Annotated in this window: 25 protein-coding genes; 8 read left to right on the forward strand and 17 right to left on the reverse strand. The window is 66.9% G+C overall.

Annotated features, from left to right (window positions below; all coding sequences use genetic code 11):
- Together GT347_RS05445 and GT347_RS05450 are read left to right on the forward strand one after the other, a co-directional pair.
- Complete coding sequence (locus GT347_RS05445; RefSeq protein ID WP_160550997.1) at nt 1–966, forward strand: Bug family tripartite tricarboxylate transporter substrate binding protein; 966 nt, start codon at nt 1–3, stop codon at nt 964–966.
- 13 nt (nt 967–979) lie between these two features.
- Complete coding sequence (locus tag GT347_RS05450) at nt 980–1,894, forward strand: amidohydrolase family protein (RefSeq protein ID WP_160550998.1); 915 nt, start codon at nt 980–982, stop codon at nt 1,892–1,894.
- A gap of 144 nt (nt 1,895–2,038) precedes the next feature.
- Here the strand turns inward: GT347_RS05450 and GT347_RS05455 are convergent, their stop codons facing one another.
- From GT347_RS05455 to GT347_RS05470, 4 genes are all read right to left on the reverse strand, one after another.
- Nucleotides 2,039–3,004 (reverse strand): ferritin-like domain-containing protein, encoded by a 966-nt coding sequence (locus GT347_RS05455; protein WP_160550999.1) that lies wholly within the window; start codon nt 3,002–3,004, stop codon nt 2,039–2,041.
- A 252-nt stretch (nt 3,005–3,256) separates the two neighbouring features.
- Complete coding sequence (locus tag GT347_RS05460; protein WP_160555229.1) at nt 3,257–4,777, reverse strand: FAD-dependent monooxygenase; 1,521 nt, start codon at nt 4,775–4,777, stop codon at nt 3,257–3,259.
- A gap of 225 nt (nt 4,778–5,002) precedes the next feature.
- Nucleotides 5,003–5,710: an SDR family NAD(P)-dependent oxidoreductase gene (locus GT347_RS05465; RefSeq protein ID WP_160551000.1), complete on the reverse strand. Its 708-nt coding sequence runs from the start codon at nt 5,708–5,710 to the stop codon at nt 5,003–5,005.
- Nucleotides 5,711–5,723: 13 nt separating this feature from the next.
- Nucleotides 5,724–6,485: an SDR family NAD(P)-dependent oxidoreductase gene (locus tag GT347_RS05470; RefSeq protein ID WP_195812400.1), complete on the reverse strand. Its 762-nt coding sequence runs from the start codon at nt 6,483–6,485 to the stop codon at nt 5,724–5,726.
- Nucleotides 6,486–6,591: 106 nt separating this feature from the next.
- Between GT347_RS05470 and GT347_RS05475 the strand changes: the two genes are divergently transcribed.
- Entirely contained in the window at nt 6,592–7,503 is a 912-nt protein-coding gene (locus tag GT347_RS05475; protein WP_160551001.1) for a LysR family transcriptional regulator, read from the forward strand.
- A gap of 157 nt (nt 7,504–7,660) precedes the next feature.
- Here GT347_RS05475 and GT347_RS27410 read toward each other — a convergent pair whose 3' ends face one another.
- The 3 genes from GT347_RS27410 to GT347_RS05485 all read right to left on the reverse strand — a co-directional run bounded on the left by GT347_RS27410 (nt 7,661) and on the right by GT347_RS05485 (nt 9,247).
- Entirely contained in the window at nt 7,661–8,311 is a 651-nt protein-coding gene (locus GT347_RS27410; RefSeq protein WP_229722964.1) for an MFS transporter, read from the reverse strand.
- Complete coding sequence (locus tag GT347_RS27415; RefSeq protein WP_229722886.1) at nt 8,283–8,606, reverse strand: MFS transporter; 324 nt, start codon at nt 8,604–8,606, stop codon at nt 8,283–8,285. The genes GT347_RS27410 and GT347_RS27415 overlap by 29 nt, the downstream gene beginning before the upstream one ends.
- A gap of 101 nt (nt 8,607–8,707) precedes the next feature.
- On the reverse strand, nt 8,708–9,247 hold the full coding sequence (locus GT347_RS05485; RefSeq protein ID WP_160551002.1) for a GNAT family N-acetyltransferase: 540 nt from the start codon (nt 9,245–9,247) through the stop codon (nt 8,708–8,710).
- Nucleotides 9,248–9,316: 69 nt separating this feature from the next.
- Between GT347_RS05485 and GT347_RS05490 the strand changes: the two genes are divergently transcribed.
- On the forward strand, nt 9,317–10,207 hold the full coding sequence (locus GT347_RS05490; protein WP_160551003.1) for a LysR family transcriptional regulator: 891 nt from the start codon (nt 9,317–9,319) through the stop codon (nt 10,205–10,207).
- Between the two features lie 133 nt (nt 10,208–10,340).
- Here GT347_RS05490 and GT347_RS05495 read toward each other — a convergent pair whose 3' ends face one another.
- Complete coding sequence (locus tag GT347_RS05495; RefSeq protein WP_160551004.1) at nt 10,341–11,279, reverse strand: GlxA family transcriptional regulator; 939 nt, start codon at nt 11,277–11,279, stop codon at nt 10,341–10,343.
- A 173-nt stretch (nt 11,280–11,452) separates the two neighbouring features.
- Between GT347_RS05495 and GT347_RS05500 the strand changes: the two genes are divergently transcribed.
- Both GT347_RS05500 and GT347_RS05505 read left to right on the forward strand, forming a co-directional pair.
- Complete coding sequence (locus GT347_RS05500) at nt 11,453–12,253, forward strand: SDR family NAD(P)-dependent oxidoreductase (protein ID WP_160551005.1); 801 nt, start codon at nt 11,453–11,455, stop codon at nt 12,251–12,253.
- A gap of 32 nt (nt 12,254–12,285) precedes the next feature.
- Entirely contained in the window at nt 12,286–12,681 is a 396-nt protein-coding gene (locus GT347_RS05505; protein ID WP_160551006.1) for a tautomerase family protein, read from the forward strand.
- A gap of 264 nt (nt 12,682–12,945) precedes the next feature.
- On the opposite strand, the gene GT347_RS05510 is transcribed toward GT347_RS05505, so the two are convergent.
- Complete coding sequence (locus tag GT347_RS05510) at nt 12,946–13,839, reverse strand: LysR family transcriptional regulator (protein WP_160551007.1); 894 nt, start codon at nt 13,837–13,839, stop codon at nt 12,946–12,948.
- A gap of 259 nt (nt 13,840–14,098) precedes the next feature.
- On the opposite strand from GT347_RS05510, the gene GT347_RS05515 reads away from it, so the two are divergent.
- Complete coding sequence (locus tag GT347_RS05515; RefSeq protein WP_160551008.1) at nt 14,099–14,869, forward strand: enoyl-CoA hydratase/isomerase family protein; 771 nt, start codon at nt 14,099–14,101, stop codon at nt 14,867–14,869.
- A gap of 30 nt (nt 14,870–14,899) precedes the next feature.
- Nucleotides 14,900–15,586, forward strand: coding sequence for a peroxiredoxin-like family protein (locus tag GT347_RS05520; protein WP_160551009.1), 687 nt, complete (start codon nt 14,900–14,902; stop codon nt 15,584–15,586).
- Nucleotides 15,587–15,627: 41 nt separating this feature from the next.
- On the opposite strand, the gene sugE is transcribed toward GT347_RS05520, so the two are convergent.
- From sugE to GT347_RS05560, 8 genes are all read right to left on the reverse strand, one after another.
- Nucleotides 15,628–15,948: a quaternary ammonium compound efflux SMR transporter SugE gene (gene sugE / locus GT347_RS05525; RefSeq protein ID WP_160551010.1), complete on the reverse strand. Its 321-nt coding sequence runs from the start codon at nt 15,946–15,948 to the stop codon at nt 15,628–15,630.
- Nucleotides 15,949–16,146: 198 nt separating this feature from the next.
- Entirely contained in the window at nt 16,147–17,052 is a 906-nt protein-coding gene (locus GT347_RS05530; protein WP_160551011.1) for a LysR family transcriptional regulator, read from the reverse strand.
- A 6-nt stretch (nt 17,053–17,058) separates the two neighbouring features.
- Nucleotides 17,059–18,468, reverse strand: a complete 1,410-nt coding sequence (locus tag GT347_RS05535) for an amidohydrolase family protein (RefSeq protein WP_160551012.1) — start codon at nt 18,466–18,468, stop codon at nt 17,059–17,061.
- Nucleotides 18,468–19,340: a polysaccharide deacetylase family protein gene (locus GT347_RS05540; RefSeq protein WP_229722720.1), complete on the reverse strand. Its 873-nt coding sequence runs from the start codon at nt 19,338–19,340 to the stop codon at nt 18,468–18,470. The genes GT347_RS05535 and GT347_RS05540 overlap by 1 nt, the downstream gene beginning before the upstream one ends.
- Nucleotides 19,341–19,342: 2 nt before the next feature.
- Nucleotides 19,343–20,164 (reverse strand): ABC transporter substrate-binding protein, encoded by an 822-nt coding sequence (locus GT347_RS05545; protein ID WP_160551014.1) that lies wholly within the window; start codon nt 20,162–20,164, stop codon nt 19,343–19,345.
- Between the two features lie 29 nt (nt 20,165–20,193).
- A complete protein-coding gene (locus tag GT347_RS05550; protein ID WP_160551015.1) occupies nt 20,194–20,961 on the reverse strand; it encodes an amino acid ABC transporter ATP-binding protein in 768 nt (255 codons plus the stop codon).
- 3 nt (nt 20,962–20,964) lie between these two features.
- On the reverse strand, nt 20,965–21,810 hold the full coding sequence (locus GT347_RS05555) for an amino acid ABC transporter permease (RefSeq protein ID WP_160551016.1): 846 nt from the start codon (nt 21,808–21,810) through the stop codon (nt 20,965–20,967).
- Nucleotides 21,811–21,827: 17 nt separating this feature from the next.
- A complete protein-coding gene (locus tag GT347_RS05560; protein ID WP_160551017.1) occupies nt 21,828–22,775 on the reverse strand; it encodes an N-carbamoyl-D-amino-acid hydrolase in 948 nt (315 codons plus the stop codon).
- Nucleotides 22,776–22,788 lie beyond the last annotated feature (13 nt).

Below are 22,788 nucleotides of genomic sequence, written 5' to 3' on the forward strand. Positions count from 1 at the left end.
ATGCACCGTAGAACCCTGCTGCGCGCCAGCGCCCTGGCCGCCGCCACCTCGGCCGCTGGCCTGGCGCGGGCACAGAACTATCCCTCGCGCCCCATCACCCTGATCGTGCCCTACGCCGCCGGCGGCAATGCGGACTTCGTCGCCCGGCTCTTCGCCGACGCGCTGGGCCGCAACATCGGCCAGGCGGTGGTGGTGGACAACAAGGCCGGCGGCGGCGGCGCCATCGGCGCGATGCAGGTGATCGGCTCGCGGCCGGACGGCCACACCCTGCTGTTCTCGGCCACCAGCGTGTTCTCGGTCACGCCGCATCTGGTGAAGGTGGGCTACGGGCTGCACAGCGCCCGCCCGGTCTGCCTGGTCAGCAAGACACCGATGGTGCTGGTGGTGCGCAAGTCCAGCAAGTACAAGACCCTGGCCGACCTGCTGCAGGGCGCCAAGGCCTCGCCCGGCGGCATTCCCATGGGCTACGGCGGCCTGGGCACACCCAACCACCTGGCCATGCTGATGCTGGAGGGCATCGCCGGGGTGCAGTTCAACGGCGTGCCCTACAAGGGCTCCGGCCCCATGCTGCAGGACATGCTGGCCGGCCAGATCGAGCTGGCGGCGGACCAGTACTCCACCTCGCGCCCCTACATCGAATCCGGCGACCTGCTGCCGCTGGCCGTCTTCGGCCAGCGCATGGCCGCCCTGCCCGACGTGCCGTCGATCTCCTCGATCGGCAAGGAGCCCTACGACGTGTCCACCTTCCTCGGCCTGGCCGCGCCGCTGGCCACGCCCGACGCGGTGGTCGCCACCGTGCAGAAGGCCGCCGCCAAGGCGCTGGAGGACGCGGGTTTCGTGGCCAGCATGGCCAAGCTCGGCGCCGCGGTGCAGCCGGGCCAGGCGGCCGACTACGAACGCCTGCTGCAGGGCGAGAACGAATTCATCCGCCAGATGGTGGCGGCCGGCCGCATCCGGCCGGAATGAAAGGACGACGGACATGAGCATCGCCACCGGCCGCAGCCTTTCCGAGCCCGATCCGCCGCCGGATCCGCAGCCCCATCCGCCGCGCGGCTTCACCCTGCCGCGCGGCGCGACGGATTGCCATGCCCATGTGGTCGGGCCGGAGGGCTACATCCCCCAGCGCAGCTACACGCCCCATCCGGCGCCGGCCGAGGCCTATCTGCGCATGCTCGATGCGACCGGCATGGACCGCGGCGTGCTGGTGCAGGTCAGCGTGCACGGCAGCGACAACCGCCTGCTGATGGAGACGCTGAAGCAGCATCCCCGGCGCCTGCGCGGCATCGCCGTGGCACCGCACGACCTGCCCGAGGCCGGTTGGCGGGCGCTGAAGGAGTCCGGCGTGGTCGGACTGCGCCTGAACACCACCACCGGAGGCGGCGTGGGCACGGCGGCGCTGGAGCAGTACGAGGCGATCTGCCTGGAGCTGGGCTGGCACCTGCAGTTCCTGGTGGAGGCGGCGCAGATCCCCGCGCTGGCACCGCGCATCGCCCGCCTGCGGGTGCCGGCGGTGTTCGACCACATGGGTTATGTGCGGCCTTCTATGGCCGGCGGCGAGGCGGCCCGCACCCTGCTGCAGCTGGTGCGCGACGGGGCCTGGGCCAAGCTCTCGGGCGGCTTCCGCATCTCGCAATCGCCGGCGCCCTACCACGACACCGTGGCCTTCGCCGCCGCCCTGGCCGAGGCCGGGCCCGGGCGCTGCGTGTGGGGTTCGGACTGGCCGCATGTGAGTTTCGGCGGCGTGATGCCCAACCCGGGCGACCTGCTGGACTTGCTGGCACAGGCGGTGCCGGACGAGGCGGCCCGGCAGGCGGTGCTGGTGGACAACCCGGCGCGGCTCTATGGCTTCGAGCTTGCTGGGACGGCGCAAGCGGCCGATGCGGCCTCGCCATGAATGGCGAGGCCTGGGCGCCAAGGCGTCGTGTTCAGAAGGTCAAGCAGTAGCCGATGGCTTGCGCAACGGCGCAGCCAGCAGCCGACAGCACCACTGCGAGGCCGACGCCCCGTCGCACGAACAGCGCTTTGGTTGCCGCGCGGGTCATGCGAAAGCGCTGCTCAGAACCAGGCTGCCGTTGAGCCCCGCAGGGAAGAAGCCTCCGCTGTTCACCGCGCCCGGATTCAGGTAGACGATGTTGAGCACGTCGCCCGGGCTGCGGCTGTAGGCGATGCCATTGGCATCCAGGGGCACGATGTTCGACGCGCCCGACGCGTCGGGCGCAATCCCCTGGTCGTCGTCGATGGAGTTGTCGAGGGAGTCTCGCGCGTCGGAAATCTTTCCGGCCGCCGTCTGTGCGTCCACGCCCTTCGAGTACAGCACCGTCCGGACCAGGCCGGCATGGTAGGCCTCGGCAGCCAGGATGCCGGCTGCCGCTTCGAGGTAGGTCTTGTTGCTGATGAGCGGCGATGCGCCCTTGTACGCCGTCACACCCACGTCCTCGAAGATGAAGGCCCCGAGGAGGAAGTTGATGTCGTTGGCGTAAGGATTGAAGGCGGTGCCGGCAGCGACCAGGCCAGCGGCTTGCGCGGCCTTGGAGAAGGCCCCGTTCGGATTGGTACCGCCGATGTCGATGCTGGGCATGGCCACCGCGGAACTGCCGAGTGCGGACCGCAGAAACAGCACATGGGCCAATTCGTCGGCTGCGATCTCCTTGGCATAAGCGGCGACCAGGGGGTCGCTGAAGGGCACCGCCGCGCCAGCGGTCACCGTACCCCGGGTTCCGGCGCCCGTGGTGGCCGAATCGGGCAGGCCCGCGCCCGTCGTGGCGTAGAGGTAGAACTGCGCTTCGAGGTATTCCAGATTCAAGGCGAAGTTGAGGATTTCCGGGTCGGTCGGACCATCGGCCGCCACGGAGTTGCCTCCGCCTCCGCCACACGCGGTGAGAATCGCGCCGCCAGCTACGCCGGCAGCGAAACCACTGGTCTTGCGAAAGAACATCCTGCGTTCCTTGAGTTTGTCGGAACGGCGCTTCAGCATGGACAGGGGGGAATCGGGAAAGTCAATCATGGTCTCTCCAATGGAAGGATGAGAAGCACATAGAAGGGCCCAGGCGGGTTGAAACCTGGGAACAAGAGGACAAGCGACACAAGCTTTGCCGCAGCGCTACGGCTCTTCATGTGGCTATGCATCCTCATAGTGTTGTGTACGGCCCGGCGCGGCGTGTGGATGCGGGTCGTGTGTAGGACTGGACGCCGAACGTCATTTCCCCCATCCCCGCTGATCGGCCCTCACCCGCTCCTGACGATCGAGTGCTGGGCATCAGATCGCCCGACCTTCACCGAACCACCGGATGCAAATGCTGTCGAGCTCAGCCTCGTCCGGCCTGCCATCGCTGGCCCATGCCACCACGCCATCCGGCCGGACCAGCACCGCGGCCAGCCCCAGGCTGCCTGTCGCATCCGCAGTCAGATACATAAGCGGCCCAGGCCAGCGACGTGCGAATACGCGCAAGGGTGCGCCAGCGCCGAAGTCCAACAGAAGGCCCTTGCCACTCCGGAGCTGCTGTCCCACTCGCGTACCGTCGTCGAGGGTGAAATCCGGCACGCTGCGCCCGACCAGCGGGTGGCCGGTGCCGAGTGGGTATCGCAGCCCCGTGCCCCAGACGCGTTCCGCGAAATAGGTCGCGCCGTCCGGCGTCTCGATGAGGTCGCGCAGGATGGCTTCCAGCGCGCGCGAGCTTGCGCTGGGCCGCATCACACCCACCTGCGCGCGCGACCAGTCGAGCACTTGCGCGCCCACCCGGTGCCGCTCCGCGAAGTAGGAGTCGAGCAACGCTTCCGGCATGTGGCCCCGTTGGACCGACGCGAGTTTCCAGCCGAGGTTCATCGCATCGCCCAGGCCCAGGTTCAGGCCCTGGCCGCCCAGCGGCGAATGGATATGGGCGGCATCACCGGCCAGCAGCACCCGGCCGCTGCGATACGCCGTGGCCTGACTGGCGCGGTCCGTCCAGCTCGTCGCCTGACGGAGCGCGTTCACGACGAGATCGGTGCCCGAAATGCGCCGCAGGACCGCCTGCACATGGTCGAGCGTGATGGGCCGCGAGCGATGGAAAGCGCCCCCGTCGAAATCGACCATGGCGATGACGCCGGGCGCCTGGTGGTTGTACATGCCCGAGGGCGTGTAGTGGCGGCCGGGCGGCAGCCGGTCGGGGTCGGCCAGTTCGACTTCGACCGAATAACCGGTGAACTCGGGATCGGTGCCGGGAAATTCGAATCCGCCGAGCTTGCGCACGGTGCTGCGCCCGCCGTCGCATCCGACCAGCCAGCACGCCCTGAAGGTTTCGCCCGCCGTGTGGATGGTCACCGCGTGGTCCGACTGCTCGAACGAGGTGACCCCGATACCACGCCGCAGGGCCACTCCGGTGGCCGCCGCGCGGGCGGCCAGCACGGTCTCGATCTGCTCCATCGTCGTGGCCATGCCGCTGGCTGCCGGGCCCGGGAGGCGATACACCCACCGCGATTCGTCGATGTGTTCCGCGAAGAACGGGATGCCGGCGAAGTGGCCACCCGGACGGCGCGCCTGCCGGCCCGCTTGCGCGGCCGGCACGAGCGGGGACTGGGCGGTCAACGCGTCCAGCAATCCGCGCCGGTAGAAGGCCTCGACGCTCGGGACCGAAAGCCCGCGCATGCCGAAAGGCAGGCGCTTCAGCGGCGCAGCCGGGTCTTCGGCCTGCTCCAGCACCAGGACGGAGAGATGGAAAAGACGAAGCTCGCAGGCCAGGAAAAGGCCGACCGGACCGGCGCCGGCGATGACGACGTCATAGGGAGGAATATCGTGCATGAACTGCTCCATGTGATCGTTCGACCGGAGCAGCTCGCGACATGAGAACCACACGGACGAACGACGGATGCCTTGCGGCATCCGCTATTCGTCGTGGGGTTCTCCGGGCAAGCGGAAAACAGAGCTTCCCTGAAGGGAAAGGGCCCGGGCTTACCAAACCGGGCCTGCCTTTTTCGACATCGAAATTCTAGTGCCAGGGCTGCCGGCGCCATCGGCGTCACCGTTTCACCAGGGCAAGGCGGCGCCCTGGTAATCCAGGTACCGGTTGTCGCCGCTTCCCGCGTGGCGTTCGACCACCTGCAGGATGCCCTCGACACTGGGCTCCACTTCGATCTCCGCCTCGACCGTTCCGTCCAGCGTGCCCATGGCGGTGCGAACCCATCCGGGATGGATGCTCAGCACCGTCAGCCCGCTCGCCGCGTTTTCCGCATGCAGGCCGCGCGCGAGCATGTTGAGCGCGACCTTGCTGGCGCGATAGAGCTCCAGCCCGCCTTCGCGGTTCAGGCCGATGCTGGCGCGGTGCGAGGACATGAAGGCCAGCGTTCCGCGCGGCTTCAGGTGCGCTTCGAGCAGCTGCCGCGCCAGGCGGATCGGACCGAAGGTGTTGGTCATCATGAGGTTCGCCACCTCCTGCGGCGTCACCTCCCGGCTGCTCTGGTGCAAGGGGCCCCAGATGCCTGCGTTCATGAAGATCACGTCGAAGCGGCGCGAGCCCAGTTGCTGCTTCAGGGAGGCGACCTGCGCCGCTTCCGTCACATCGACGGTGCCGGTCTCCAGCCGGGCACGATCGGCTTCACCGGCCCTGCGCAGGGCATCGAGCTCGCCGCCCTCGCGCGCCGTGCCGAAGACATGCCAGCCCCTGGCGAAGAACTTGTGGGCCATGCCCAGGCCAAGGCCGCGCTCGGCGGCCACGATGAGGATCGATTTGTCCATGGGTTTTCCTGGTTCAGAGTGCGGTGAAGCCGCCGTCCACCATCACGACGGCGCCCGTCATGAAGCTCGACGCGGGCGAAGCAAGAAAGGCGACCACCTCGGCGATCTCGTGCGGCTGCGCGACGCGGCCCAGCGGATGCACCGATCCGTAGCCCGCCAGCGTGGCCCGGCTGTCGTCGACGATGTCTTTGAGGATGTCGGTCTCGACCACACCCGGCGCGACCACGTTGGCGCGAATGCCGGCCGCGCCCTGCTCCACCGCCAGAACCCTGGTCAGCTGTGCGATGGCGCCCTTGGAGGCGGCGTAGGCCGCGGTGTCGGGCATGCCCACCGAGGCCACGATGGAGGCCAGGTTGACGATGGAGCCGCCCGGCGCCCGCATGTGCCGCAGCGCTTCGCGGCAATGCAGGAAACAGCCTCTCGCATTGACACCCATGAGCAGGTCCCAATCCTGGACGCTGGTGGCGCCGATGGGCTTGTTGAGGGTCTGGCCGGCGTTGTTGACCAGGACGTCCAGCCTCCCGAAACGCTGCAGGGCCAGGGCCATGGTGTCGATGGCGGTCTGCTCCAGCGACACATCGCCGACGAAGCTCGCGACCCGGGGCCCTTCGAGCAGCCGGACCGCCGGGTTGCGGTCGCTGGCGACCACCTGCGCACCCCTTGCCAGAAGCAGCTCCACGCATGCCCGCCCGATGCCGCGCGCGGCGCCGGTCACCACGGCCACACGGCCCTGCAGGCTCCAGCTGCGAGGCATCGCCACGCCGGTTTCGTCCATTGTTTTCTCCATGAGTCGGCTTCGATCGAAGCAAGGCATCAACTGTCGACTCCTTAGGAGAATTCCGGAATATCCCGATTTCTTCATTGGCCATTAAGCTGACCTTATGAATGAAGCCACCTTACCCACCGGAACCGAGATCGCGCAGCTGCGCACTTTCGTCGTCATCGCCGACACCCTGAGTTTTGCCAGGGCCGCCGAGCGCCTGGGTGTGACGCCTTCGGCCTTGAGCCAGACCCTCCGTGCCCTAGAAGCGCAGGTCGGCGCCCGCCTGCTCCACCGCACGACCCGCAGTGTTTCGCTGACCGAGGCGGGCACCAGACTGCTCGCCAACGCGGCGCCCGCGTTGAAAGAGCTGGGCAGCGCGTTGCAGGCCGCCAAGGAGCACCACAAGCACATCCGCGGGGTGCTGCGCATCCACTGTTTCAGGGTGGCGGTGGACCTCTTCATCACGCCGGTCCTGCGTGCCTTCCACGAGGCCTATCCGGAGGTGGTGCTCGACCTCGTCATCGACGACCATGTGGTCGACATCGTGGCCGACGGCTTCGATGCCGCCATTCGCGTCGGCGAGGTGATCGAGAAGGACATGGTCGCGATACGGCTCGGGCCGGACCTGCGGCAAGTCGCGCTCGCATCGCCGCAATATCTGGCCCGCCATGGCTGCCCCGCAACCCCGCGCGACCTGGCTGACCACGCCTGCATAGGCTGGCGCTGGCCGGGCCAGGATTTGCCCTACCGATGGGAGTTCATGGACGGCACGCAGGCGCTGGATGTCGTGGTTCGTGGACCTCTCATCGCCAACAGCCGCGACTTCTGCGTGCGTGCCGCCGCCGAAGGGATTGGCATCGCCTTCGCCATAGAAGAAGCCGCAGCCGAGGAAATCAGGAGAGGGCAACTGCTGGTATTACTGGAGGGCTGGTCAGCGCCATTTCCGGGCTTTCACCTCTGCTTTCCGTCACGCAGGCAAATGGCTCCGGCGTTGCGTGCGTTCATCGACGCTTTGCGTCACGAATCTTGATCCGGCACCGGGACTTGGCGACTGCAAGATGCCGAGCTGAAGACAGCGGCACCTTGCTAACAGCGATATCCGCTTTGCGGCGGACGCAGACGTCCAGGAGAAACCGTTCCGCGTCATTTTTACCTCTGTCCTTCGCTCAGGCGCTGGAATCGAAGAATCATCCAAGGTCCTGCGAGAGCCCCCAGTCCGGCACTGCTCCATGCCAACGCCCACCCAGTCCCTGCCTGCGAAAATGTGACTGCCCCCAATCCGAGGCGAGCCCGAATACCCAGGGGCTGACAGCCCCGGCACCGAAGCCCATGACGGAGCGCACCGAGAAGGCAGCACCAAGCCGGCTGGCTGGCACCACATCGGCCAGCGCCGTCGAATGGACGGATGAATCGGCAATAGCGCACAGGCTGTACCACGCGCCGAAGCCAGCAAGTAGCCACAGGGGCACTTTTTCCATCCAGCCAAAGCTGAAGGAGCAGAGCAGGCTCGCGCAACTCGCCAGCAGCATGACCGGTGCTCGACCAAACCGGTCCGAGGCCGCGCCGCCCAGCAGGCTGCCCGCCATGCTCACGAGATGCGCGCCGGCAGCCAGGCCAATGCCCTGCGCGGTCGACATGCCCCCGCCCTTTGCGGCGAATGCCATGAAGGCAGGCAGCCACGCCCATAGGGCCATCAACTCCCAGCAGTGTGCGGCGTAGGCGGCGCTACCGGTCATGGCGGGCTTGTCTTGCAGGGTGTCGCGCAATGCCTGTATCACCGGGTAGGCCTGCGTGGCGCGCTGTGGCTCGTCAGGGCGCATTCGGGACAGCGCCGCCACGGCCACGTCGAGCCGGAGCCGCGTTCATGGCCAGCAACTGCAGCCCGGGGCTATAGCACCCGCCGGCGCACAGGCCTGTCAGGGCGTAGAGCAAGCTCGCCCTTAACAGATCACGCGCACCGGCAGCAAACAGCAGGGCCGATAACGCGGTCAGTACGCAGCATGCCAGAAACACACGCCGAGGCCCGACGCGGTCCGCAATGAAGCCGACGCCGAACAGTGAAACCAGGTAACCCAGGTGCCACGCGCTCTGCACCAGTGCCGCGTTGGATGCTGACAGGCCCCAATCAACCATTACGCGGGGCAGTACCCCCGCCCACGCCACCGCGATGGTGGCCTGGAACAGCCTGGTGACGCAGAGCAAAGGCAGCCAACCCGGCTGAGAGGTCGCTGCACTCACGGCTGGCGCAAGTCGCACTGCATCAGCACGGTATCGACACTCCTGCCGAATTTCTGTCCCACCTGCTCGAAGACGCCCGCTTTGCGGAAGCCAAGGTGCTCATGGAGCCGGATGGAGCCGGTGGTCTCTTCGTCACGCACGATGACGGCCACCGTCTGCCGCAGACCGAGCTCTCGGCATGCAGCCATTAGCGCCGCAAGAAGTTGCGGCCCGAGCCCTCGGCCTTGGTGCTGCGGATGGACATAGATGGAGGTCTCCACCGTGCCGCTGTAGCCGACGCGGTTCCGGTAGCGGCCGGCATAGGCGTAACCCAGCACCTCATGGCCATCCGCGGCGACCAGCCATGGCAAGCCTTCGCGTCGCAAGGCGTCGTGGCGTCTGTGCATTTCTTCAAGGCTCGGTGGCATCTCCTCCATGGTGCAGATGGCCGTCCGCACGTAGTGGGCATAGATGGCGTGAATGGCCGGGATATGCGACGTGCGTGCCTCAACAATGGTCGCGGCGGCGGGCTTCTCAAGGGCGGATGAACATTCCATGGCGCGATGGTGTTTCAGCGCATGAAATAAAAGAAGTTGCCACTGCTTCTTCGATGTATAAGAAAAAGTATGAGTCTGCCGTTCACCCTCGACCAACTGGAAGTCTTCACCTTGGTACTGGACACCGGCAGCTTCTCGGCGGCCGCGCAGCATTTGGGTGTCAGCCAGCCGGCGGTCAGCGCTCAGGTGCGCGCACTGGAGCGCAAGATGGGCACCCGGCTGCTGGAGCGCGTGGGCCGCACGGTCGGCCCGACGCCCTCTGGCGTCACCCTGGCAGGCCATGCCCGCGCATTATTAGAAGCCGGTCGCCAGACAACCGAGGCCGTGGCGAATCACGGTGAAGGAGTCAGCGGTACTGTGCGTCTAGGCACTGGCGCGACGGCATGTCTGCACCTGCTGCCCCGCATCCTCCAACGCATCCGCCGCGACCATCCTGCGCTGCACGTGGCGGTGTCCACAGGGAACACGGATGACATCGTGCGCCGCGTCGAGCTGAACGCCTTGGACCTGGCCTTCGTGACCCTGCCCGTGTCCAGCCGCACCATGGCGGTGACACCGACGCTGCGAGACGATTTCGTCGTGGTGGCCTCCCTTGGGGCCGCCCGCTTGCCGGCGACGGTCAAGGCGACAGACCTCGCCGACATTCCGATGGTTCTATTCGAATCGGGCAGCAACACAAGGCTGCAGGTGGAATCTTGGCTGTTGGCCGCCGGCGTGCGCGTACGGCCGGCGATGGAGCTTGGCAGCATCGAGGCCATCAAGGAGATGGTTTATGCGGGCCTTGGCTGCAGCATCCTGCCCGTGATGGCCTTGCGCGGTGCAGACATGAAACGGCTGCAAAGCCGGGCGTTGCATCCTGCACTATCCCGGGAGCTCGGGCTGGTCATGCGACAAGACAAGCCGCTCAGCCGAGGCATGCAGGTGCTGGTGTCCGCGCTGAGTTCCAGCAAGAGTCGGTGACTGGTGCGAGCCCGTTGCTTCTTCGCTTGCGACGTCCGTTATCGCTGCAAAGCGGACTCGTGCGAATTCACGGGGAGGCCGTGATTCAAGCCATGTCTAGGCATTTACGTGGGCAGCATGATTGACTGCGTCACTAGACTCGAACTGCGGAGACACGGTGCATGGCCTGAGGCGACTGCCCGAACGCCCGCAGGAATGACTGGCGCATCCGTTCACGGTCACCAAATCCGGTTTCACGCGCGATGACTTCCAGCGGGTGATGGCTGGTCTCCATCATCAACCGTGCCGCCTCCACCCGCAGCCGTTCGACCGCCTTGGCCGGGCTCTGCCCGGTTTCCTCCTTGAAGACCCGGCTGAACTGACGCGGGCTCAGGCGTGCGGCATCGGCAAGTACCTCGACGGACAGATCGCTCGCGAGGTTTTCCTTTACGTACGCCAGCGCGGTCTGGACGCGGTCCGAGCGGGCATCGAGTTCCAGCAGCGTCGAAAACTGCGACTGTCCACCACCCCGCCGCTGGTAGATGACCAGTTTGCGCGCGACCGAAAGGGCCACGTCGCGTCCCAGATCGCGCTCCACCACCGCCAGAGCGAGGTCCAGGCCGGCGCTCATGCCGGCCGATGTCCAGACCTGGCCGTCGGTCACGAATATCCGGTCCTCGTCCAGTTGGACCTGCGGATAGCGCTTCTGGAAGGCCCGGGCATGGAACCAGTGCGTCGTGGCCTTCTTGCCGTCCAGGACGCCTGCCTCGGCCAGCACGAAGGCACCGGTGCAGATGGAGGCGATGCGCCGCGACTGGTCTGCCGATGCCCGCACATAGTCGATGGTGGCCGCAGACGGCATGCGGCAGTCGTTGTCGCCGCTGACGATCAGCGTGTCGAACACCCGGTCACTCCATGGCTCGGTGTGCACGGCGAATCCTTGCGACGAAGGCACACCGCCGCCTGTTTCCGAGACCAGCACGAAGTCATAGGCTGGCTCGCCGTTGACCAGGTTGGCGTATTCGAATGCCGTGGCCACGGCCAACGCCAGGGACTGAAAGCCGGGGAAGACGAGTAATGCGACGCTGTGCATGGCGGGCTCCGGAACAAACGGGATACGCCGCTTCAGCGGCGTGCGGTCATTGTGCCGCAGCGGACGAAAAACGTGTCCTAAAACATTGGATATATGGCATTGAGGAAATTCCTTGCTGTTGCGACGATGCCGGACATGCGCTGACCTTCGCCGGCGCTTTCAAGGAAAACGACATGACCACTTCATCCAGCCTGGGCCGAGCCCTCGTCACCGGCGCCTCCACCGGCATCGGTGCTGTTTACGCCGACCGTCTCGCCCGCCGGGGCTATGACCTGATACTGGTCGCCCGCAACGCCGAGCGGCTGGGCCAACTGGCCCAGAAACTTTCCCGCGAGACCGGGCGCAGCGTCACCCCAGTCGTGGCGGACCTGACCGACAGGGCCGACCTCGCCCGCGTGGAGGCGATCCTGAAGACCGACGCGTCCATCACGATGCTGGTCAACAACGCAGGCGTCGGCTCGGTGGCGTCCATCCTGCAGGCGGACGTGGAGGCCATGGACGGCATGTTGGCGCTCAACGTCACCGCGCTCACCCGGCTGACTTACGCCGCCGCGCCGGCTTTTGTGGCGCGAGGGGCCGGAACCATCGTCAACATCGCTTCGGTGGTGGGCGTGGCCGTCGAACTGCTCAACGGGGTCTACGGCGCATCCAAGGCCTATGTGCTGGCCTTTGGCCATTCGCTGCAGCGCGACTTGGCTGACAAGGGCGTACGCATCCAAACGGTGATGCCCGGTGCCACCGCGACCGAGTTCTGGGATGTGGCTGGCTATGCGCCGCAGAAGGAGTCGCCCATCACCATGTCGGCCGCGCACCTCGTGGACGCGGCGCTGGCCGCCCTGGATGCGGGCGAGCTGGTAACGATTCCAGGCCTGCACGACGAAGCCGCCTGGATGCAATGGGAGGCAGACCGCCGCGCCCTCACACCGCGCTTCGCCAACGCCACACCGGCGCCACGCTACGGCGTGCCGGCCTGAGCCGATACTGCCGCACGACTCCGGAGCCCACCATGCCCTACCTGCAACTCGACCTGAACGAGCACTACCCGACCGCCACCAAACAGCGCCTGGCCGAGGCCATGTGCCGCACCTATGCGGACATGATGTCGGTGGATGTGCGCCGCATCAGCGTCGCTTTCCGCGAGCTGGGCGAAGGCGGCGTCTGGCGCATGCCGGACCCGAACGCTCCTGCCGTGCCGGTGGCGCTCATGATGCTGGACATCCGCAAGGGGCGGACGCCCGAGTTGCGCATGGCGCTGGCCCAGGCCCTATGCGCCCTGTGCATCGAGCACCTGGGCCTGCGCGAGGACCGCCTGAACGTCGACTTCACGCAGCACACGGGCGACGAGATGTACCACCCCACACTGGGAGGCTACAGCCCCGATTGGACGGCGGAGGAACGCTGACACAACATTTTTCGGGTAGCCATCGCCATCTCCACGGTGCTGCTGACGCTTGTCGCGATGGGTGCTGGATGTGGCTCGAGTCGCGCGTCGCCGAACAGCATCGGTGACCGCTAAGGACGTCCGCCATGCAGCGATAGCCGTCAGTGCGGCGCGGCGGCCGTTCCAACCAGTTTTTTCGCCGCCCTGGCTGCGGCATGCATAAGGCCCGCTTCCGCTGCATGGCGGACATGACCCAGGGGGCAGCACAAGGCGAAAAGTGCTACGTCAACCCCCGCAAGATCGCTCGGCCAGCCCCATTTCGACGAAGCCCGCGAACGCTCTTGCCTTTGCACTGGCCATGCGCCCGGTCGGGAAAACGGCCCACAGGTCGACGGCCGGAAGCGACCAGTCCGCCAGCAGGCGCAGCACCCGGCCATCGGCCAGTTCCGGGGTGAACATCCAGTCCGATGCGATGGCCAGGCCGATGCCGGCCAGCACTGCCGCCCGGATGCCTTCGGCGGCGCTCAGCCGCACCCGGCCCCTGAGCACCACCGAGGTCTCCGTGCCATCGCGCCTGAAGCTCCAGGCCTGCGTCGGCTGGCTGACCAGCAATGTTTCGTGGCCGACGAGCTCAGCCGGCGTGGCGGGCAAGCCCGCACGCGCAAGGTAGGCCGGGGTCGCCACGACCGAACGAGCGGACTGTCCGAGCCGCCGGGCCACGGCGCCCGATTCGGCCAGCTTGCCCATGCGCAATGACAGGTCGATGCCTTCCGCGATCAGGTCGATTTGCCGGTCATCGAGCACCAAGTCCACCGACAGCTCAGGGTGCTCAGCCAGGAAAAGCGGCAACCTCGGTATGACATGCAGCCGCGCGAACGTGGGTGCAGCCGAGATGCGCAGTTGCCCGGTCAGGGCCTTGCCCGCACCACGCGCCGCAAGCTCCGCTTCATCGGCCTCCTGCAGGGCGATCTTGGCCCGTTCGTAGAAGCGCTGCCCGGCTTCGGTCGGCGTCAGCTGCTTGGTGGAACGCATCAGCAGCCGCACCTGGATTTCGTCTTCCAGCTGCGCCACCGTCTTCGACACCGCCGGCTGTCCCACGTGCAGCAGCCGAGCCGCGGCCGAGAAAGAGCCCGCCTCCACCACCCGCACAAAAGTCTTCATGGCCTGAAAACGGTCCATATTTATTCCAAATGGGAATCACGAATATGCCTGCAGTCTATCTTCCATTCCCTTCATCACAGAGGAACACTGCATCCATCGCAACCCAGACGAACAAGCCAAATGAATCAGGTCTACGCCTTCGGCCATGCCGGCTTTCTTCAAGCGCCTCTCGGCGGTGCCGCAACCGGTCAGCGCGCCGTCGCCCGCGTCACGGCCCTGGCCACCCACTGAACTCCCGTCCCGTCTCTCTTCATTCACCCACCTTTAGGAAATCACCATGACCCGCTTCGACACCTACCGCAACGCCTTCAGCAACGCCCGCCTCAGCCGCAGCCCCAGCGGCGTGCTGGAAGTGGCCTTCCACACCGACGGCGACAAGCTGGTCTTCAACGGCCATACGCATGAACAGTTCGTCGAGCTGTTCCACCAGATCGGCTCCGACCCCGACAACCGCGCCGTGATCCTGACCGGCTCGGGCGACGCCTTCATGGACACCATCAGCCCCGAGGGCTTCGACTTCTTCACCCCGCGCGGCTACGACAAGATCTACCGCGAGGGCAAGAAGGTGCTGATGAACATCCTCGACATCGAGGTGCCGGTCATCGCCGCGCTCAACGGGCCGGTGCTGCTGCACTCCGAATACGTGCTGCTGGCCGACATCGTGCTGGCCGCGCCCACCACCGTGTTCCAGGACAAGCCGCACTTCGACTTCGGCATCGTGCCCGGCGACGGCGTCAACCTGCTCTGGCCTGAAGTGATCGGCAGCGTGCGGGGGCGGTACTTCATCCTGACCCGCCAGCAACTAGACGCGCAGACGGCGAAGGAATACGGCGCCGTCAACGAAGTCGTGCCGGCCGAGCAGTTGCTGCCGCGTGCCCGGGAGATCGCCGAAAGCCTGGCCGCCCTGCCCCCGCTGACCGGCCGCTACACCCGCATCGCCCTCACGCAGAAGCTGCGCCGCATCGTCGATGAAGGCGCCGGCTACGGGCTGGCACTCGAAGGCATCAGCGCCGCCGAGGTCGCCCGTTCCATGCCGGCTGCCGCCTGAACCGTCTTGATCATCCACGAAGGAATCACCATGACGCTCCAAGCCAGACTCGACGCTTTCAAGGCCGACTTCGAAGCCGGCAAGCCGCCCTACAACGTGCCGTATTCGGTCATCGAGACGATGCACCGCGCGACCGCCGAACTCATCGCATCGGGCGCCGCACAGCGCGCCTTGAAGGCGGGTGATATGGCACCGGTTTTCAGCCTGCCGGATGCGGACGGGAACATGGTCTCGTCGGCCGCTTTGCTCAAGAACGGCCCACTGGTCATGAGCTTCTACCGCGGCGTGTGGTGCCCGTACTGCAACATGGAACTGCAAGCGCTGCAGGCGGCCCTGCCGGGCTTCCAGGAGGCCGGCGCCAGCCTCGTCGCCATCTCGCCGCAGACGGCACCGAACAGCCGCAAGTCGATGCGCCAGAACGCGCTGGCCTTCCCCATCCTGTCGGATGCACGTAATGACGTGGCGGCGAGTTTCGGCCTGCGCTTCGCGATGCAGGATTACCTGGTCGAGCTCTACAAGAGCCTCAAGAACGACCTGCCGGCCTTCAACGGCGACCCGAGCTGGACGCTGCCCATGCCGGCGCGTTTCGTCATCGGCCAGGACGGCGTGATCGCCTATGCGGAGGTCAACCCGGACTACACGCTGCGGCCCGATCCGTCCGAGCTGATGCCGGCGCTCGAAGCCCTCAAGGCGTCCACGGTCGGCTCGGCATCATGAGCCAGGCATCGGACTGGCCCGCGATAGCGGACATCGCCTCCCTATGTAGAGGAAACGAGCTTGAGGCCGATGATTCCGCCCCCGACCATGACCAGGCAAGCCAGCCGCGCGGCCGATGCGGAGTCGCCGAACAGGAAGATGCCAAGAATGGCAGTGCCGATGGCACCGATGCCGGTCCAGACCGCGTAAGCGGTGCCCACGGGCAGTTCACGCATCGCCACCCCGAGCAAGGAGATGCTCACGGCCATGGCGGCGATGGTCCCGACCGTCGGCCAGAGGCGAGTGAAACCGTGGGTGTACTTGAGGCCCACAGCCCAACCGATCTCACACAGGCCCGCAACAAGAAGAATGACCCAGGACATATCCGTCTCCCAAGGGCCGTCCCTCGCTGATGCTGAGGCGAGGTCGTCCTCGCATGTGAAGCCTAAGTCAGAGTCCCGAATCGACAAACGCGCACGTGAGAAGACCGGGCGTTTCCTGGGTGGTTCCGATGCAACGATTGCGGCTCTGGAGCCGTCCGTGCTGGGACTTGCGCGGTACGGCCGCGCCCAGGCTCCCGCTCAGGCGTGCACGTCCACATCCACCGATTCCAGCACCCGCCGCATCTCGTCGATGAAGAAACCTCCCAGCCGCGAGACGGGCTGCCGGTCCGACACCACCACATAGGCGGTCACCGGCGTCTGCGGCTCGAAGCGCTTGACCACCATGCCGGTGCGGCGGAAGGCCAGGGCGCTGAAGGGGTCGACCACCGACACGCCCACGCCGCTCTCCACCAGCAGGCAGGCGGTGTGGCAGTAGCGTGTCTCGGCGAGGTAGTCCACGGTCTCGCCGACCTTCAGGAAGGACTGGCGCACCGCCTTGCCGAAGGTGGTGTCCCGGTGCAGGGCCACGAAGGGAAAGCCGGCCAGGTCCTGCGGCCGGACCAGCTCCCGGCTGGCCAGCGCATGCTGCGGCGGCATCACGCACACCATGTTCGAATGCACCAGCACCTGGGCATGGGCCGAGGGCGGCGTGCGCGGGCTGGCCAGCACGAAGCCCAGTTCACTCACGCCGGACTGCACCGCATCGAGCACCCGGCGGGCGTCGCCCACGTCCACATGGGCCCTGACATCCGCATGCTTGGCCATGAAGTTGCGCAGCCCCACCGGCAGGCCGGCGTTGGCCAGGGGCGGGGTGGAGATCACCCGCAGATGGCCGGTGCGGCGCTCGCGCATGTCCTGGATGCGCGAGTTGAGGGTGGAATGCAGCTCGAAGATGCTCTCGGATTCGGCGAACAGGGTGCGTGCGTCGGCCGTGGGCAGCAGGCGGTTGTTCACCCGCTCGAAGAGGGCGAAGCCGGCCTGCCGCTCCATATGCTTGATGGCATTGCTGACCGCCGGCTGCGACATGGCGAGTTCACGCGCCGCGCCCATGGTGGTCTCGCAGCGGATCACGGCCCGCAGCACCTCGATCTGTCGCAGGTTCATGGACGGCTACTGTGCCAGATCGTCCAGCCAGGGGATCTCGCCCGCCGGGCGGCGGATGTCGGGGTTGTCGGCCACCATGCGGCGCCACACCTCGCGCACCACCTGCTCGGCGCGGTCGACGACGGCGTCCTCGTCCACCGTCAGCAGCCTGCCTTCGCGCATCAGGAACTCGCCCTCCACCAGCACCGAATGCACGGTGCCGGGATGGCCGTAGTGCACGATGTTCGACACCAGGCGGATGGCCGGCCGCAGGCTCGGCGAGCGCAGGTTGAGCACCGCCAGGTCGGCCTTCTTGCCGACCTCGATACTGCCGACCTCGTGCAGCGCGCCGACGGCCGCCGCGCCGTGGCGGGTGGCCATGTCCAGCATGTCCTGCGGCTGGGGGGCCACGCCGCCCTCCACCTCCCGGCCGCGGCCGGTGCGGTGCAGGATGGAGCCGAAGGCCAGGGCCTGGAACATGTCGGCGCTCATGTTGTCGGTGCCCAGCGCCACCTCGATGCCGGCATCGCGGATGGTGCCCAGCAGGGCCTTGTGCATGCCGCGCCGCGAGATGCTGGCGGGCGTGTGCGCCATACGCACACCGTGGCGGGCCAGCAGGGCGATGTCTTCGGGCTGGCAGAAGGTGAGATGGGCGGCCAGCAGGTCCGGGCCCAGAAAGCCCTCCTGCGCCAGATAGGCGGTGGAACTCAGGCCGGTGCGTTTCAGCACCGCCGCCTCCTCGCCCATGCTTTGCGAGAGGTGGATGGTGCGGCTCAGGCCCAGCCGTTCGGCCGCGTCCTTCAGGCGCTTCAGGATGGCCGGCGAGCAGTTGTCCGGCGCATGGGCCGCGATCTGGCAGCGCAGGCGGTCGCCGTGGCTGCCGTGGAAACGCTCGACCAGCGCCATGCTGCGCTCGAAGAAGGCATCGCCGAAGGCTGGGTCGATGGAATAGTCGCCATGGCGGATGCGGCGTGTGTCGATGTCCGCGCAGGCCTCCGACAGCCACAGCCGCAGGCCGGTGCCGGCCATGGCCTCGGCATAGGTGGCCACATGGCGGAAGGGATCGACCACGGTGGTGGTGCCGCTGCGGATCGCTTCCACGCAGCCCAGCACGGCGACGGCCGCGCGCTCCTCGCCGGTCATGGCGTAGGAGATGGGGGTCATGTAGTTGTAGATGGCCTCGCCGGACCAGTCCTCCACCGTGCCCTTCAGGGCATTGAGCACGGTGTGGGAATGGGCGTTGACCAGGCCGGGCAGCACGCCCAGGCCCCTCGCCTCGAAGCGCGGCAGGCTGGCGTAGGCGGCGTCCAGCTCGGCGGTCGGGCCGATGGCCGCGATGCGGCCGGCGACGATGGCGATGGCACTGTCCTGCAGCACGCGCCGCCCGGCGTCGCAGCTGACGACCGTGGCGTCGCGTATCAGCAGGTCGGCGGGCATCAGGCGCGGCTGCTGTCTTCGGCCTCGCACTTCTCGAAGTGCGTGGCGATCTCCTGGCCGGTGGTGATCCACACATCGCCGTACTCGCGCGTGGCCTGCAGGAACTCGCGCAGGATCTTCAGCCGCATCGGCCGGCCGCTCACCTGGGGATGCAGCACGGTGGTGATCAGGCCGCCCCAGTCGCGGGTCTCTTCCATCTCGTCGTTCCAGATCGACAGCACATGTTCGCGCGGGAACAGCGGGCGCGGGCTGTAGCGGTGGGTCAGGCCGTACATCCAGTCGTCGAAGGTCATGGTGGCGGGCAGCTCGACCACGCCGGGCGTGCCGTCGGCCAGCACCTGGCGGTAGGGGCGCACGTCATCGCGCCAGGAGCTGGAGTACTGGAAGCCGCGTTCCTTCAGCAGCACACGCAGCTCCTCGCAGCTCTCGCCGACCGGCGCGCGGTAGCCCACCGGCACCACGCCCAGGCGCTTTTTCAGGCTGTCCAGGCCGCGGTCGATCTCTTCGAGGATGTGCGGCGCGCCCGGGTCGGGCATCAGGTGGTGGTAGCCGTGGTGGGCGATCTCGTGGCCGTCCTTCTGGATGGCCTCGCACATGGCGGGATGGGCATCGACCGTCCAGCCGGGGATGAAGAAGGTGGCCTTGACCTCGTAGTCGCGGAACAGCTCCAGCATCTTGGCCACGCCGATGCGCGCCTCGTAGCCGCCGAAGGACATGGTCACCAGGCGTTCGTAGTTCTTCGGGTCCTTGGCCGTCCAGGCGCTTTCGGCGTCCACGTCCACGGCCAGGAAGAGCGCGGCCTTCTGGCCGTTGGGCCAGGGGTAGATGGGCGACAGCGGCGCGCGGTTGGCGGGAAAGAGCGGGATGTCCATGTTCATTTGCCTGCGTTGATGGTGAAGCTGGTGACGCCGTTGTTCGACAGCTGGTACTTGTCCAGCAGGCGTTTGTAGGTGCCGTCCTTGACGAGTTCGTCCAGCGCGGCGACGACCGCCTTCTGCAGCACGACCTGGTCCTTGCCCATGGCCATGCCCATCAGCGTGTAGCGCATCGGCTCGCCGACCAGGGCATAGGTGTTCGGCTCCTGCGACATGATGTAGGGCAGGGTCTCGTTGCCCTGCACCGCCGCGTCGATGCGGCCCTGGCGCAGCTGGGTGCGGGCGTCGGCCGAGCCTTCGGTGCCGGTCACGGTGATGGCGGCCAGGCCCTTGGCCACGCAGTTGGCGTCGCTCCAGTTCTTGATCTCGCCCGGCAGGCTGGTGCGGCGGCTGGCGCCCACGTTCTTGCCGCAGAGCGCGGCCTGGGTCTTGAACTCGGCGGCGCGCGAAGCCTGGGTGAAGAACTGCACGCCCGAGCGCACATAGTCCACGAAGCTGGCCGTGTCCTGGCGCGCCGGCAGGTCGCTGAAGCCGGAGATGATCATGTCCAGCCGGTTGGTCTTGATGCTGGAGAGGAACTGCTCGAAGCTGGTCTCGGTCCACTTGATCTCCACGCCCAGCTTCTTGCCCATGGCGTTGCCGAGTTCGATGTCGAAGCCGGTCAGCTCGCCGGTCTTCAGGTCCTTCATCTCCAGCGGCGGGTAGTTGGGCACCACACCCACGGTGATCGTCTTGCTCGACTTGATGGCGTCGGGCAGCTCGATGGCGTGGGCGGAAAACGCGGCCAGAAGCGCGGCGACGAGGGTCAGTTTCTTCAGCATGGTCTTCTCGGTTGGGGTCTGAAAACGGTTCACAGCACGGCGGCCAGGAAGGCCTTGGTGCGTGCTTCGGCGGGGTTGGAAAGCAGTGCTGCGGCGGGGCCGGATTCGACGATGGCGCCCTGGTCCATGTAGACCACCCGGTCGGCCACCTCGCGGGCGAAGCCCAGCTCGTGGGTGACGACGATCATGGTCATGCCGGAGACGGCGAGTTCCTTCATCACCGCCAGCACCTCGCCGACCATCTCGGGGTCGAGCGCGCTGGTGGGTTCGTCGAACAGCATCACCTTCGGCTGCATCGCCAGCGCGCGGGCGATGGCCACCCGCTGCTGCTGGCCGCCCGAGAGCTGGGCCGGATAGCTGCCGGCCTTGTCGGCCAGCCCCACCCGCTGCAGCAGGGCCATGGCCTCGACGCGCACCTCGGCGGGCTTGCGGCCCAGCACCTGCACCGGGCCTTCCATGATGTTCTCCAGCGCGGTGAGGTGGGCGAAGAGGTTGAAGCGCTGGAACACCATGCCGGTGTGCAGGCGCTGGCGGGCGATCTGTTTCTCGGTGAGGCGGCGCAGGCTCCTGTCGCCTTGCGGCAGGAAGCCGATCAGCTCGCCGGAGACCCAGATGGCGCCGCTGTCGGGCGTCACCAGCTGGTTGATGCAGCGCAGCAGCGTGGTCTTGCCGGAGCCGGAGGCGCCGATCAGGCAGAGCACCTCGCCGGCCTCGATGTCGATCGAGACGCCCTTCAGGGCCTGGAAGTCGCCGAAGGCCTTCTGCACATCGACGATGGAAACAATGGGCTGGTCCACGGCTCAGGTCCTCGTGCCTTTGGAGTACTTGCGCTCGAGCAGCATCTGCAGCGGCGTCAGCAGGGAGACGATCAACAGGTACCAGATGGCGGCCACGATCAGCAGTTCGATCACCTTGGAGTTGGCGTAGTAGATGTTCTGGGCGTTGTGCAGGATCTCGGAGAACTGGATCACGCTGGCCAGCGATGTGAGCTTGACCATGCCGATGAACTCGTTGCCGAGCGGCGGCAGGATCACCCGCATCGACTGCGGGAACACGATGCGCCGCAGCAGCTGCAGCTGGCCCATGCCGATGGCCTTGGCGGCCTCGTACTGGCCGTTGTCCACAGACAGCAGGCCGGCGCGTATCACCTCGGAGGTGTAGGCGCCCTGGTTGATCGCCAGGCCGAGCAGCGCGGCCAGCATCGGGGTCATCACCGTCACCGTCTTCACCTGCCAGATGCCGGCGATGCCGATGGTGGGAAACACCAGCGCCAGGTTGAACCACAGCAACAACTGCAGGATCAGCGGCGTGCCCCGGAACAGCCAGGCATAGCCCATGGACACGCCCTTCACCAGGGGGTTGGGCGAGAGCCGCATCACCGCCGCCAGGATGCCGAGCACGATGCCCAGCGCCATCGCGGCGACCGACATGACCATGGTGGAGACCAGGCCCATCAGGATGGTCTTGGCGGTCAGGAAATCGGCGACGTACTGCCACTCGATCTGCCCGCGAGCGAAGGCCACGACCAGCCAGGCGAGCACCAGCAGCACCAGCGCGGCGGAGGCCCAGCGGCCCCAGAAGCGCTGCGGCAGGATGCGGTAGCCGGTGATGTCCGGGTAGGCGTTGGGGGCGGTGGAGCGGCTCATCGGGCGACCCTGCGCTTTCAGGCCTGCGCGGGCAGCACGACGCCGACCTGCTCGATGAGCCGGCCGTAGTGCTCGGGCCGGCGGTGTGCCTCGAAATTGAACATCTTCTCGCGGCCCTGGCGGCAGGCGTCGAGGTCGCAGTCGGCGACGATGACCTCGTCCTCCAGCGTCTTCGCCTGCGCCACCACGATGCCGTTGGGATCGACGATGCAGCTGCCGCCGATCAGGCCGTAGCCGTCCTCGTCGCCGGCCTTGGCGGCGCTGACCGCCCAGGTGGAGTTCATGTAGGCGTTGGACTGGGTGGCCAGGATGGAGTGGAAGGTGCGCAGCTGGGCATCCTCGGTCGATCCGCCGTTGGGGTCGTAGGCGGCGGAGTTGTAGCCCATCACCATCAGCTCCACGCCCTGCAGGCCGTAGCTGCGCCAGGCCTCGGGCCAGCGGCGGTCGTTGCAGATCAGCATGCCCATCACCGGGGCCTTCCATTGCGGCACGCCGTAGAAGGCCTGGAAACCGGTGTCGCCATATTCGAAATAGCGCTTTTCCAGCTGGTGGATGGTGGCGCCGGGACGCGGCTCGGCGGTGCCGGGCAAATGGGTCTTGCGGTATTTGGCCAATACCGTGCCGTCCGGGCCCACGGTGATCGAGGTATTGAAACGGTGGCCGTCCGGCGTCAGCTCGGCATAACCGAGATAGAAGCCGACGGCGAGTTCACGGGCGCGGTCGAAGAATGCCTGCACGTCCGGGTTGGGCATGTTGGCCTCGAAATAGCCGCCGGCCTCGGAAGCGTCCATCAGCCAGCGCGGAAAGAAGGTGGTGAGGGCCAGTTCGGGGAAGATCACCAGCTGCGCGCCCTGGGCTGCGGCGCCCTCCAGCAGGGCGATCATGCGGGCCAGGGTTTCCGGCCTTTGGGCGGAGCGCTGAATCGGCCCCATCTGTGCTGCTGCGACCCTGACGATGCGTGCCATTCGATTTCCAATC

The organism is Xylophilus rhododendri, from assembly GCF_009906855.1.
GTDB classification, from domain to species: Bacteria; Pseudomonadota; Gammaproteobacteria; order Burkholderiales; family Burkholderiaceae_C; genus Xylophilus; species Xylophilus rhododendri.

Bases quoted from the DNA above. Each gene is read 5' to 3' on its own strand.
- GT347_RS05445 (WP_160550997.1), top strand. From the start codon at position 1: ATGCACCGTAGAACCCTGCTGCGCGCCAGCGCCCTGGCCGCCGCCACC.
- GT347_RS05450 (WP_160550998.1), top strand. From the start codon at position 980: ATGAGCATCGCCACCGGCCGCAGCCTTTCCGAGCCCGATCCGCCGCCG.
- GT347_RS05455 (WP_160550999.1), bottom strand. From the start codon at position 3,004: ATGATTGACTTTCCCGATTCCCCCCTGTCCATGCTGAAGCGCCGTTCC.
- GT347_RS05460 (WP_160555229.1), bottom strand. From the start codon at position 4,777: ATGCACGATATTCCTCCCTATGACGTCGTCATCGCCGGCGCCGGTCCG.
- GT347_RS05465 (WP_160551000.1), bottom strand. From the start codon at position 5,710: ATGGACAAATCGATCCTCATCGTGGCCGCCGAGCGCGGCCTTGGCCTG.
- GT347_RS05470 (WP_195812400.1), bottom strand. From the start codon at position 6,485: ATGGACGAAACCGGCGTGGCGATGCCTCGCAGCTGGAGCCTGCAGGGC.
- GT347_RS05475 (WP_160551001.1), top strand. From the start codon at position 6,592: ATGAATGAAGCCACCTTACCCACCGGAACCGAGATCGCGCAGCTGCGC.
- GT347_RS27415 (WP_229722886.1), bottom strand. From the start codon at position 8,606: ATGGTTGATTGGGGCCTGTCAGCATCCAACGCGGCACTGGTGCAGAGC.
- GT347_RS05485 (WP_160551002.1), bottom strand. From the start codon at position 9,247: ATGGAATGTTCATCCGCCCTTGAGAAGCCCGCCGCCGCGACCATTGTT.
- GT347_RS05490 (WP_160551003.1), top strand. From the start codon at position 9,317: ATGAGTCTGCCGTTCACCCTCGACCAACTGGAAGTCTTCACCTTGGTA.
- GT347_RS05495 (WP_160551004.1), bottom strand. From the start codon at position 11,279: ATGCACAGCGTCGCATTACTCGTCTTCCCCGGCTTTCAGTCCCTGGCG.
- GT347_RS05500 (WP_160551005.1), top strand. From the start codon at position 11,453: ATGACCACTTCATCCAGCCTGGGCCGAGCCCTCGTCACCGGCGCCTCC.
- GT347_RS05505 (WP_160551006.1), top strand. From the start codon at position 12,286: ATGCCCTACCTGCAACTCGACCTGAACGAGCACTACCCGACCGCCACC.
- GT347_RS05510 (WP_160551007.1), bottom strand. From the start codon at position 13,839: ATGGACCGTTTTCAGGCCATGAAGACTTTTGTGCGGGTGGTGGAGGCG.
- GT347_RS05515 (WP_160551008.1), top strand. From the start codon at position 14,099: ATGACCCGCTTCGACACCTACCGCAACGCCTTCAGCAACGCCCGCCTC.
- GT347_RS05520 (WP_160551009.1), top strand. From the start codon at position 14,900: ATGACGCTCCAAGCCAGACTCGACGCTTTCAAGGCCGACTTCGAAGCC.
- sugE (WP_160551010.1), bottom strand. From the start codon at position 15,948: ATGTCCTGGGTCATTCTTCTTGTTGCGGGCCTGTGTGAGATCGGTTGG.
- GT347_RS05530 (WP_160551011.1), bottom strand. From the start codon at position 17,052: ATGAACCTGCGACAGATCGAGGTGCTGCGGGCCGTGATCCGCTGCGAG.
- GT347_RS05535 (WP_160551012.1), bottom strand. From the start codon at position 18,468: ATGCCCGCCGACCTGCTGATACGCGACGCCACGGTCGTCAGCTGCGAC.
- GT347_RS05540 (WP_229722720.1), bottom strand. From the start codon at position 19,340: ATGGACATCCCGCTCTTTCCCGCCAACCGCGCGCCGCTGTCGCCCATC.
- GT347_RS05545 (WP_160551014.1), bottom strand. From the start codon at position 20,164: ATGCTGAAGAAACTGACCCTCGTCGCCGCGCTTCTGGCCGCGTTTTCC.
- GT347_RS05555 (WP_160551016.1), bottom strand. From the start codon at position 21,810: ATGAGCCGCTCCACCGCCCCCAACGCCTACCCGGACATCACCGGCTAC.
- GT347_RS05560 (WP_160551017.1), bottom strand. From the start codon at position 22,775: ATGGCACGCATCGTCAGGGTCGCAGCAGCACAGATGGGGCCGATTCAG.